Origin of the sequence: Chryseobacterium sp. SG20098 (assembly GCF_031844745.1) — a bacterium.
Lineage (GTDB): Bacteria > Bacteroidota > Bacteroidia > Flavobacteriales > Weeksellaceae > Chryseobacterium > Chryseobacterium cucumeris.
Genome location: NZ_CP134622.1, coordinates 1,901,697 through 1,913,554, shown reverse-complemented (window position 1 = coordinate 1,913,554; position 11,858 = coordinate 1,901,697). Strand labels below are relative to the sequence as shown.

12 protein-coding genes are annotated in these 11,858 nt (G+C 36.8%); 8 read left to right on the top strand and 4 right to left on the bottom strand.

The genetic code is table 11. The annotated features are described in order from the left end of the window. Window positions 1-264 precede the first annotated feature (264 nt). Complete coding sequence (locus tag RHP76_RS08675; protein WP_047434230.1) at window positions 265-792, bottom strand: DUF4136 domain-containing protein; 528 nt, start codon at window positions 790-792, stop codon at window positions 265-267. A 1-nt stretch (window position 793) separates the two neighbouring features. Continuing rightward, entirely contained in the window at window positions 794-976 is a 183-nt protein-coding gene (locus RHP76_RS08670; RefSeq protein WP_047434227.1) for a C1orf53 family protein, read from the bottom strand. A 40-nt stretch (window positions 977-1,016) separates the two neighbouring features. Between RHP76_RS08670 and RHP76_RS08665 the strand changes: the two genes are divergently transcribed. Then, window positions 1,017-1,343: a hypothetical protein gene (locus RHP76_RS08665; RefSeq protein ID WP_120231980.1), complete on the top strand. Its 327-nt coding sequence runs from the start codon at window positions 1,017-1,019 to the stop codon at window positions 1,341-1,343. On the opposite strand, the gene RHP76_RS08660 is transcribed toward RHP76_RS08665, so the two are convergent. Next, a complete protein-coding gene (locus RHP76_RS08660; RefSeq protein ID WP_311229976.1) occupies window positions 1,327-1,521 on the bottom strand; it encodes a hypothetical protein in 195 nt (64 codons plus the stop codon). The two genes, RHP76_RS08665 and RHP76_RS08660, sit on opposite strands and share 17 nt — an antisense overlap. A 168-nt stretch (window positions 1,522-1,689) precedes the next feature. Between RHP76_RS08660 and RHP76_RS08655 the strand changes: the two genes are divergently transcribed. From RHP76_RS08655 to RHP76_RS08625, 7 genes are all read left to right on the top strand, one after another. Then, complete coding sequence (locus RHP76_RS08655; RefSeq protein WP_311229975.1) at window positions 1,690-2,598, top strand: 1-aminocyclopropane-1-carboxylate deaminase/D-cysteine desulfhydrase; 909 nt, start codon at window positions 1,690-1,692, stop codon at window positions 2,596-2,598. 66 nt (window positions 2,599-2,664) lie between these two features. Beyond that, the gene (locus RHP76_RS08650; RefSeq protein WP_062674272.1) at window positions 2,665-3,723 is read left to right on the top strand and encodes a glucosaminidase domain-containing protein; all 1,059 of its coding nucleotides are present in this window, start codon (window positions 2,665-2,667) and stop codon (window positions 3,721-3,723) included. 16 nt (window positions 3,724-3,739) lie between these two features. Beyond that, window positions 3,740-4,708, top strand: a complete 969-nt coding sequence (locus tag RHP76_RS08645) for a hypothetical protein (RefSeq protein WP_311229974.1) — start codon at window positions 3,740-3,742, stop codon at window positions 4,706-4,708. Between the two features lie 19 nt (window positions 4,709-4,727). Then, window positions 4,728-6,017 (top strand): glutamate-1-semialdehyde 2,1-aminomutase, encoded by a 1,290-nt coding sequence (hemL, locus tag RHP76_RS08640; RefSeq protein WP_311229973.1) that lies wholly within the window; start codon window positions 4,728-4,730, stop codon window positions 6,015-6,017. A gap of 299 nt (window positions 6,018-6,316) precedes the next feature. Then, complete coding sequence (locus RHP76_RS08635; RefSeq protein WP_311229972.1) at window positions 6,317-7,648, top strand: amidohydrolase; 1,332 nt, start codon at window positions 6,317-6,319, stop codon at window positions 7,646-7,648. A gap of 200 nt (window positions 7,649-7,848) precedes the next feature. Next, a complete protein-coding gene (locus RHP76_RS08630; RefSeq protein WP_062674278.1) occupies window positions 7,849-8,694 on the top strand; it encodes an AraC family transcriptional regulator in 846 nt (281 codons plus the stop codon). Between the two features lie 79 nt (window positions 8,695-8,773). After that, window positions 8,774-10,012 (top strand): amidohydrolase, encoded by a 1,239-nt coding sequence (locus RHP76_RS08625; RefSeq protein ID WP_311229971.1) that lies wholly within the window; start codon window positions 8,774-8,776, stop codon window positions 10,010-10,012. A 420-nt stretch (window positions 10,013-10,432) separates the two neighbouring features. Here RHP76_RS08625 and RHP76_RS08620 read toward each other — a convergent pair whose 3' ends face one another. Further along, the gene (locus RHP76_RS08620) at window positions 10,433-11,842 is read right to left on the bottom strand and encodes a beta-helix domain-containing protein (RefSeq protein WP_062674285.1); all 1,410 of its coding nucleotides are present in this window, start codon (window positions 11,840-11,842) and stop codon (window positions 10,433-10,435) included. Between the last annotated feature and the right edge of the window lie 16 nt (window positions 11,843-11,858).

Here is an 11,858-nt window from a genome sequence, read left to right as displayed (position 1 = left end):
AAATGATGAATGATGAATGATGAATGATGAATGATGAATGATGAATGATGAATGATGAATGATGAATGATGAATGATGAATGATGAATGATGAATGATGTTGTGGTTAAATATCTGTATCTGTATTCAATAGAGGTGGGCTTTAGTCCGCCTTAACATTGTAATTCCATTCATCGGGCTTTAGCTAAAACTTAAAACTTAATAATTTTATCCATAAAAAAAGCCGATACAAAACGTACCGGCTATATAATGGATGACATTAATGTTATTTTCTTTGTGGCGGATAATTTTTCATAATCTCAGCCATAATCTCCGGGATTTGTCTCTGTTTCGCTTTTGGAGAATCTACAGAAATTCCGCTTCCGATACCCTGCCAAACCAATTTGTTGCTTTTTGCATCAATAAGGTCAACAATCAGTGCACCTTCATTATAATTGGTTGTCCATGTTCTGCTCATGCCGACACCCCATCCGAATGGTCCGCCCCATCCCCACATTCCGTAAGGAGAAGAGGAATTGATATCCGTGATTTTTTTATGATTTGCTTTTACGTTGATAATCAGATCAGGGTTTTCTCCGGACTGAAGTCCTTTGCTCTGAAGCTGTCTCGACAGTTCATTCAGTACTCTGTCTTTATCAATATCATTCAGTTTCAGATCATCAATTCTTATTTTATATGTTTTATAAGAATTGAAATTGGCGGTTTCAGCATAATCTGAACGTACCTGAAAAGGGCTACAAGAAGTTAAGCCTAATGTAGCAGATGCCAACAAAATAAAAATATATTTTTTCATTTTATTTATTTTTTTTATCACTTTTAATGAATGTATCAGTCTTTTTATCGTACCCGTAAGGACAGTGTCTGCAGCCGCTTTTACAGCAGTATCCTCTTTTCAGATGGAATTTTTCTGTAAAAACCTTGTACCCCTGTTCATTATAGTAGAAGTCTTCACCTTCTTTGATGTCATAATGGGCCATAAGTTAAATGCTAGTCAAAAAACTTTTTATATTTGTTACTATGATAATTGTATGCCAAAAGCCTTTAAAAAAATTAAAAATTAATGGCATCGCTCTCTTTCCCTTTATCTTCATTAGGAAACCCGAAGATAAGGAAAATAATGTATTGATCAATCACGAAAAAATTCATTTACGCCAGCAACTGGAAATGCTCATCATTTTCTTCTATATTTTCTATGGTATTGAATACTATTACTGGTTTTTTAAACTCAAAGACGGATATCTGGCCTACAGAAGGATCTCCTTTGAAAGAGAAGCCTATGCTAATGAAAACAACCTGAATTATCTCAAAAAAAGAAAATTCTGGAACTTTAGAAAATATCTTTAGAATAAGGGCATGATGCATTGGAGTTCCGGGTTACGAGATTCGGGTTCAGGCTTCTGGCTTCCGATTTATTCTTTGTAATGACAGAAGTATTAAGATCTTTCACATCAAGATAACCGGAATATTTTGGCATTGCAGTACTGTATAATTCAATAGGAATGGGCTTTAGCCCTTTTATCAAAAAAATCAAAATTCATCCGGCTTTAGCCAAAACTTAAAAAAGTATCAAACAACCATCTGTAGAAATCCGTGTAATCTGTGGTAAAAAAACGATAAACACAACAAATTGTCACAACACTAAATCTTTTCCTACTTTTGTAAAGAATAAACTCTGATTCGTAAAACTGAAATGCTATTAAAACTTCCCACAGAACCTGTTTCCATCAAGGAAATTCCAATTCATAAAAACGTAAAGCTTTTCATTAAAAGGGAAGATCAGATTCATCCGTTAATTTCAGGGAATAAATACTGGAAACTCTTTCACAATGTTAATCATTATCTGGGAAGAAATCCAGATAATCCTTATATCATCACTTTTGGAGGTGCTTTTTCCAATCACATTGCAGCGGTTTCCGCAGTAGGCAGTATGTCTGGCATTCCAACACTAGGAATCATCAGAGGAGAAGAACTGCAGCATAAATGGCGGGACAATCCAACTTTACTTTTTGCCAAAAGAAATGGAATGAACCTGAAATTTGTCACCCGCGAAGAATACCGTCACAAAGAAAAACTCACGGAATTCCTTCAGCAGGAGTTTCCTGAGGCATTGATAGTTCCTGAAGGAGGTACCAATAAAGAGGCTGTGGAAGGGGTAAAAATGATGCTCAACGAACAAACAAAAGATTTTGACTATCTTTGCACCGCAGTTGGAACCGGAGGTACCATTGCAGGAATTTCAAAATTTTGTGAAGAGAATCAGAAAGTTATAGGATTTAAAGCTGTTGACGATGCTTCTCTGGAAAATAAAATTTTTGAATTAACTTTGAGACAGAATTTTAATCTAATAAATTCATGTTTTGGAGGTTATGGTAAAATAAGTGATGGAAACGTCCGTTTTATCAATGATTTCAAGGAGAGATACGGTATTCCTCTGGAACCGATTTATACAGGGAAAATGATGGAGAAGATTTTTGAACTGATAGAAGAAGAATATTTTCCTGAAAACAGTAAGATTTTGTGCTTTCACACTGGTGGATTACAGGGAATTGAAGGAGCTAATCTGCTGTTGGAAAAACAGAATAGAAATTTAATTATATAAGTAAAATTGAAAAACATGAAACACTTAGTGTTCCATCTTTCATTTTAAAACAATAAAAAATATAAGATGAAAAGACTTTTTCTATCCATAAGCCTTTTAGTTTTATCAAAATTTTCAGCCCAGACTTGGGCAACCGAAGATCAGTATATTCAGAAGTTTGCTAAATATGCAGTAGAAGAAATGGAAAAATACAAAATTCCGGCTTCTATCACTCTTGCCCAGGGATTACTGGAAACCGGCGGTGGGCAGAGCAGACTGGCACAGGAAGGTAAAAACCACTTCGGTATAAAATGTAAAGAAGACTGGACCGGTAGAACGATGAAACATACCGATGACGCACCTAACGAATGCTTCCGTGTGTACGACGATCCAAGACAGTCTTATGAAGACCATTCTATATTTTTATCCACAAGAAAATATTACGCTAACCTTTTCAAATTGGATATGAAAGATTACAGAGCGTGGGCAACCGGCTTAAAAAAAGCAGGATATGCTACCAACCCGCGCTATGCTTCCATTCTTATCTCCAAAATTGAAAAGTATAAATTATATGAATACGACAATACCAATTCTAATGAAGTATTGTACGCTGTTCTTAAAATGTATCCGGATCTGAAAGACGACAGAACTTTCATGGCGCAGCTGGAACCTTCAAAAGCAACCAGAAAAGTGAAAGAACCAGTTACCGTTGAAGTTCCTTACAAACAGACTTCTTATGCACAACAGCAAAAAAGAGTAGAAAGAATCAAAACGAAAGCTGAAATTCTTAATTCTATTCTTATCAAAAGTCACCCGAATGACGGGCTGAAATATATTATCATTCCTGAAGATACCGATGTGAAATTCATTGCCAACAAATTCAAAGTAAGCGAAAGCAGACTAATGAAATGGAATGAGCTTGAAAATGAAACGTTGAAGAAAAATGACATCGTTTTCCTTGAGTCTAAAAATTCTACCGGAAATACAGCCACCTATAAAGCTGAATACGGAGAAGATATGCATGATATCGCACAAAAATTCGGAATCAAGTTAAATAAATTATATGCTAAAAACAGAATGGATGAAGGACAGCAGCCATCTGCTGGACAGCTTATTTATTTAATAGACAAAAAACCGCGAAACTAATAACGATTCCAAAGCCATGAGAATATTAAATGTGAAATCTAAATATCTGTCGATATTTCTGATATTCATGTCGTGTACAATATTTTCACAGGATCAAAATTATATTCCTTACAGAAAAGGAAAGTTGTGGGGATTGTGTGATGTTAATAAATTTATAGCTGTACAGCCGCAATATAGAAGTATAAGCAGCTATGATGAATCCATAGGAGGATTTCATGCAGAACAAAATGGAAGATTTGGTATCGTAGATCGAAATGCTGTTATCATCATGCCATTTATTTCCAATACACCCATATCTGTAGAACGAGATAAATATCTGGTTTTTGATGGATGGGATTATTATTACTATTCCATCAAGACCAAAATGCGTCTTGACAAATATATTAAGCAAGAAAGTTATCCTGTAAGAGACAGTGGTTGGGAAAATTATAGTCCGCTTAACAGAAATAACGCAAAATTGATATTAAGCAGGGAAGATCTTGATGATGATGATCTGGATATGCTGGAGTCATATGATAATGATGGTTATCAATGGAATTACAAAGCTGATTTTCTGGAGATCATGGACGGAAATACCTATGTCGGGATGTATGTCCCTAAACTTAAGAAAGTATTTCTCAATACACAGGATATAGCATACGTAGGATGGCAGTTTTATAAAGGTAAACCTTATATTTTGACAACCAACGTTTCAGGTTTTTTGGGGTTAGCAGATGAAAATTTGCGGGAGGTTTATCCTATACGATATGAAACAATCAATCTGATAGATGACAGCCATTTAGTTGTTCTTTCAGAACCTGATCCGAATAACAGAAATAATGTGATTTTTAAGACAATTCTTCCCAATAATAAGGTTTTATACGGAAAATTTGAGCCAGCTATGATCGTTTTGAAAAATGGCAATCCTTTTCAGATATATTACATGATAAGTAATGGGCAGAAAAATTATGCAGGAGAAGATGGAACCCTTTACTTTGAGGGTTAAATAATAAAATAAAAGAAAAATGAAGTATCAAAGAAGTTCGGCTTTATTTGATGAAGCCTACAAATACATTCCGGGAGGAGTAAACTCTCCGGTAAGAGCATTCAAATCCGTAGGAGGAGTGCCTATTTTCATGAAATCGGCAAAAGGATCTTACCTTACCGATGCAGATGATAATACTTATATCGATTATATCAACTCATGGGGGCCAGCCATTTTAGGACATACGCATCCTGAAGTATTGGAAGAACTGAAGATACAGGCAGAGAAAGGATTCTCTTTCGGTGCACCTACAGAGCTGGAAACAGAAATTGCAAAATTCATCATTGAAAATGTTCCTAATATTGACCAGATCAGAATGGTTTCTTCAGGAACAGAAGCATGTATGAGTGCCATCAGACTGGCAAGAGGATATACAGGAAGGGATAAGATTGTAAAATTTGAAGGCTGCTATCACGGACATTCAGATTCATTCCTGATCAAAGCGGGAAGTGGTGCAGCAACATTCGGAAACCCAAATTCTCCGGGAGTAACAGCGGGCACAGCTAAAGATACTTTATTAGCACGTTACAATGATTTCGAACAGGTTGAGGATTTATTCCGTCACAATCACGGAGAGATTGCTGCAGTGATTATAGAACCGGTTGCGGGGAATATGGGCTGCGTATTGCCAGAAAATGATTTCTTACAGAATCTGAGAAAAATCTGTGACGAAAACGGAACTTTATTAATCTTTGATGAAGTAATGACAGGTTTCAGATTAGCTTTCGGAGGAGCGCAGGAACTTTTTAATGTAAAAGCAGACCTGGTGACTTACGGAAAAGTAATCGGTGGAGGTCTTCCGGTAGGAGCTTTCGCTGGTAGAAATGAAATCATGGATCATCTTGCACCCAAAGGCGGTGTTTACCAGGCGGGAACATTAAGTGGAAATCCTTTAGCAATGAGAGCCGGATTAAAAACCCTTCAGCTTATTAAAAATGACCCTGAATTTTTCAGCAGGTTGGAGAAAACAACAGAAACATTGGATTTTGAAATCGGAAAAATTCTTAATGAAAAAGGAATCGCTCACAGAATCAACAGAAAAGGTTCTATGATGTCGGTATTCTTCCATATCAGCAGTGTTTCCAACTTTGATGAGGCTCAGGAAGCTAACCATTCATTGTTCAATAATTTCTTCCACCAGATGCTTCAGAATGGAGTATATCTTCCGCCAAGTGGTTATGAAACTTACTTCATCAGTGATGCGATCAAGGATAAAGAAATTGATATGACACTGGAAGCTGTGAGAAAATTTGAATATTCAAATAAATAAAAATAAATGAAACCGGATTTTAGATCCGGTTTTTTTATGGAAAAGAAAATTGATTTGATGAGTTTAGATTGAAAAAAATCAACGCAATCTTTGTCACTGCGGTAGAAGAGTAAAAACAGCATTATCTGGATTTTTATGGAATGACAAGCGTTGTGGGATACTCTTAGTTGTAGTGTAGAAAGATAAACTGAGTATTTCAGCAGGGAATTACCACAAAGTATAAATCATACAGATTTTGTAATAAACCATACACTTCGTTCAGAGTACTTCTTTTTAATTTTGTATTAAATAGATTGGAAATGAAGACCTCAGACAATAATATCTCCCGTAAAGATTTCATCCGAAACTCAGCGTTGGCTGTAGCGGGACTCACCTTAATACCCAATATCATGACTGCATCGCCTTTCGATGAGAAAAATCTTTCAGTAAAAGGAAAAATGAGCCTTAAGAATGTTCGTCTGGAAACAGGATTTGAATACCAGAATGGGGAAGTGTCTTCTACCCAAACGGATCTATTTTATGTTGAAGTTGAGAACGGAAAAATTATAAAGATTTCACCCAATCAACCTAGTGCTAAAGCGGTAGATGCAAAAGGACTGTTGATGCTTCCTGCATTTAAGGATATGCACATCCATTTGGATAAAACCTTTTATGGTGATCAATGGCAGGCTGTGAGAAAGAGAACCGGAGGGATAAAAGGAATGATAGAACTGGAGCAGAAAATGCTTCCTGAGATGCTGAAGAATTCAACTTTCAAAGCCGAAAAACTGATTGAGTTATTACAGTCTAAGGGAACTTCCTTTGCAAGAAGCCACGTGAATATTGAACCCACTTCAAAACTTCAGTCATTAAAAAATCTTCAGAAAGCTTTAGAAAACAAAAAGAAAGGCTTTGGAGCTGAGCTGGTGGCTTTTCCACAGCACGGTGTGTTCTATACGGATTCCGTACCTTATTTGAAAGAAGCGGCGAAGATGGATATTGATTTTATAGGAGGAGTGGACCCGTTCAACATAGACGGAGATATCGAAAAAGTGATAGACTTTACTGTTCAGCTGGCTTTGGATCATAAAAAAGGAATTGATATTCACCTGCATGAAACCGGAGACTCGGGATTGAGAACGGTAGAATATCTGATTAAAAAAGTGACTGAAAACCCTGCTCTGAAAGGGAAAACTTATTTAAGCCACTGTTTTGTTCTTGGAAAATTAGAAGCCGCAAAACAGGAAGAAATTGCTGAAAAATTGGGCGACGCACAGATCGGAATTGTCTCTACAATCCCTTTCGGAAGGTTGATTATGCCTATTCCAACGCTTTACAAACATAACGTAACTGTCCTTACCGGGAATGACAGCATTGTAGACCACTGGAATACTTTCGGAACCGGAAGTATCCTTCAGAAAGCCAATTTAATGGCTCAATTGTATGGATATTCAACAGAGTTTTTATTGTCAAGAAGTTTAAAACTGGCAACAGGAAATATTCTTCCGCTGGATGATAAAGGAACTCAGCAATGGCCAAAGTCAGGTGATAAAGCAAATTTTGTATTGATCAACGCAAGCTGTTCTGCAGAAGCAGTATCAAGAATTTCAGAGGTAGAGTCTTTAGTTCACGATGGAAACATTGTTTTTTAATTTAGAATAAAAGGATTAAATAAATTAATATATAATCTAGTTGTGTTTTTTCAACCATAAAGGGGATGCAAGTTTACGAAAGTCACGAACGAAGATGAAAAATGAAGATAGCGTGATACAATAAAGCTTTTGTTCCTTTTGTGGTTGTTTTAGTTTTTTCTCTCGTAAATTTTAGTAATTTTAGGAGAAAATCAGGCAGAGTGGCTTACCATACAGATCATTTTCCTATTTTGGGAATTCAGGAATTTAGTGATAATCAGTTGAAAAGCTGTAATCTGCTGTTCAATGAACTTTCCGGAGCGCGCTCCATTGATGATCCGCACAAACATGATTTTTTTATCATCAATCTTTTTGAGAAGGGAGTAGGTTCGCATACCATAGATTTTACAGAATATCAGGTTAAAGACCATCAGATTCATCTTGTTTTTCCCGATCAGGTACACCAATGGGTGATTGAAAAAGAAACCATCGGGTATCAGCTGATGATCAGCAGAGATTGGTTTGAAAGTTTTCTGCCCTCATTACGGTTTTCTGCCTCGTATTATCAGAATCATCCGGTGATCAATCTTTCCAAGGAAGTTTTTGAAACTTTTCTGTATGAATTTCAGGCTATCCAGAAAGAATTGAGTGGGGAAAAAGTCTTTTGGGAATTGATTCAAAAAAGAAGTGAATTGATTGGTTTGCTGGTGAGCCAATCTGTGGAGGGTGCTTTCAAAGATTTTGAAATTTACAATTCTAATCCTATTATTTCAAAGTTTCTCCATCTTATTGATGAATATTTCAAAACAGAAAGATCCGTTTCTTTTTATGCAGATAAACTGAATATTTCTGCCAATTATCTGAATATTGTCTGCAAGAAAAACCTCAATGCTTCAGCTTCATCCCTTATTCAGGACCGTATTTTACTGGAAGCCAAAAGACTGTTGAAAGTTTCCGAAATGTCTGTGAAAGACATTGTATATGATCTCGGGTTCTATGATCATGCCAGCTTTTCCAAATTCTTTAAAGCCCAAACGGGAATGACACCTTCCCAGTTTAAAGAATAATCTGTACAAAACAAGACATAATTGATACACCGGTTTTAGCTTGAACATGGGTTAATTTTGTATTGTTAAAATTTAAATCATGCAATTTCCCTATCAATTAACTGCAAAAGGAAACTATTCCCTTAAAAATGTCCGCCTGGAGACTGGCTTTGAATACGAAAATGAAGAGGTTAACGGAACAAAAACAGGCCTTTTCAGTATTGAAATTGTAGACGGAAAAATAAAAACAGTAAAAGCTAATGATCCTGCTTCCAAAGCAATTGATGCAAAAGGTTATCTGATGCTTCCTGCTTTCAGAGACATGCATATTCATCTCGATAAAACCCTGTATGGTCTTCCATGGCAGGCACTTTCTCCGAAAAGAAGAACCGTGAAGGATATGATTGCCTATGAACAGGAAATCATTCCTGAATTGCTGAAAACTTCGGTAAGCAGAGCAGAACAGCTGATCAGTTTGCAGCAGCATTACGGAACTCATTTTGCGAGAACCCATTTTAATATTGATCCTACCTCTGGATTGAAATCCCTGGAACATCTTGAGCAGGCTCTTGAAAATAAAAGAGATTCTTTCAAAGCCGAGCTGGTTGCTTTTCCACAGCATGGAGTGTATTATACGGAATCTGCTCCGTTGATGAAAGAAGCTGCACAGTTGAAAAGTGTAGAATTCATTGGTGGGCTGGATCCTTTAAGCATTGATGGAAGTATTGAGAAAGTAATGGATTTTACCGTTCAGCTGGCTTTAGATCACAACAAAGGAATTGATATTCACCTGCACGAAGCAGGAGAGTCTGGAATGAAAACCATCAGTTATCTGATTGATAAAGCGATGGAAAACCCTGCACTTCAGGGAAAAACGTTTGTAAGCCATGCATTTGCTTTAGCTCATCTTTCACCCAAAGAAACAGAGCAGATTGCAGAAAGACTGGCTGCCGGAAAAGTGGGAATTGCTTCTTCCGTACCTTTTAAAGGAAAAATAATGCCTATTCCAACGCTGAAAAAATATGGGGTTAATGTATTGATCGGAAATGATAATGTGCAGGACTACTGGAGTACCTTCGGATCCGGAAATATGCTGCAGAAAGCTAATCTTATTGCGGAGCTGTATGGTTATGCTACAGAATATGCTCTGTCGAGAGCTTTGCAGTTTGCTACTCAAAGTACTCTTCCTCTGGATGAAAAAGGAAAGCAACAATGGCCAAAAGCCGGTGATGAAGCAGCAATTGTTCTGACAGATGCTTCATGCTCTGCAGAAGCTGTTTCCAGAATGTCTGAAATAAAAGCCCTGATGAATGACGGGAATTTATTTTGGAGAAATTAATGTGAAGTATATATATTTTTATACACTTGTTTTTTGTAACTGCCATCGGAAGTTTTTCTGGTGGCTTTTTTTGAATGGGGTGCGGGTTTCGGGTTTTTGAGATTCGTGATTCGAGTTTTGAGTTTGGGGATTTAGATTGTGAACTTAGAACTTTTTGTATTCAATAGGAACGGGCTTTAGCCCGTTTGAATGGAAAAAAATATACCTCAGGCTTTAGCCAAAAATTATGAAAGAATATCTGTATTCAAACCCAAAATAACTGTTCATATTCCCTTTTTATATTTTACAATGTGAACATCTATTCATATTCAAAATTCCTAATATTTGTAATATCCCGTAATAACGATAAAAAAAGCCCCCGGAAATTACTTCCGGAGGCCTCTATTTGAAATTAAATCTAGGTACTTATATGATGATATGTTATAAGTTGAAGTTAGTCCATCCTGCATACCAAGTATCAGTGGCATCTTTTACAGCACCTCTGTAAGTAACCTGTGTAAACCAGGTTGCTAATTTAGGGTTTGTAAACGCTCCACCTGTTAACAATGGAGAACCTGCATTAGGAGTAAAGTTTGGTGTAGTTCCTGCAGGAGCCCATGCACCAGCAAGTTTTACATCAGCTGTAGAAGCAAGAATTGTATTTCCTTTAGCATTAAACCAAGTCGTAAGATCGTTTAATGTATATGTTGTCGGAGTAGATGTAGATGGTCCGAATTTTAAAGGAGTTGTATTTCCTGCTAAAACGTTGTTTTCAAAGAATAATTTGTTACCTACGATGTTGTTATCCGTTGGAGATCCTTTAGTAGCATCAATGAATAAACCAACCGGGAATCCTGTAAATACAGAGTTGAATACAGAGATAGAAGAGTTTCTTCTGATCTGTAATGCATTCTGGAACAACGCATTGATTGATCCCGGAGCAGCAGAGTTGATTGGCCCGATAATCGTCATGTTAGAGAATGTAGCTGAAGTCTGAGGCGTTAAAGTAGAACCGTTGGCATCATTATCAGATTCAAATGCGTTAGAACCGGAAACGTCAGCTACCTGAGAATCTCTTACTGCGATACCAAACTGTACATTTCCTGAATACCCGTTGTCAGTATCGAAATCGTCATCAAGACCTTTGTAAGAAATAAGGTGAGAACAGTTTACTGTTCCTCCGAACCACTCAAAACTGTCATCGTTAGCATAAGCAACTTCTACATAATCCACTGTAGTTCCGCTACCTACACCACCGAATGTAAGTCCGTTGATCTCTTTATCTGGTAAGAATGCATATCCTGCATATTCTATTCTTACATATTTTAATACTCCACTGTTGTCAGCAGCATTATTTCCTCCATAAAGTCCAAGACCTTCAGAGTTGTTAATACCTCCTTCAATTTCTCCAACGCCGTTTGTTCCTCCGAAAGATGCATTAGTAGGAGCATTTCCCAAAATTACTACACCTGCCCAGTCTCCTCTTTTAGGACTTGCTTTCTCTGAAGTGAAGATAATAGGATTGGCAGCAGTTCCTTCTGCCATTATTTTGCTTCCTCTTGTAATGATTAAAGCTCCGTTTTTATCAGCTTCACCTACAATCTTTGTACCTGGCTCGATCGTTAAAGTAGCTCCGTTAGTTACATATACCAGTCCTCTCAGCTTATAGATTTTATTGGCTTTAAGTGTAGTATTGGAAGTGATTTTTCCTGAAAGAATAAGGTTTTCAGTGTCTCCGTTTCCATTACCTCCATTTTGAATAATGGTAGGTCCATCTTCTTCTATATTTCTACATGCGGTAGTTGATACTAGAGCGCCAAGCATTAAAGAATATAAAACGAACTTTTTCATGTTATAAAGAATTAAA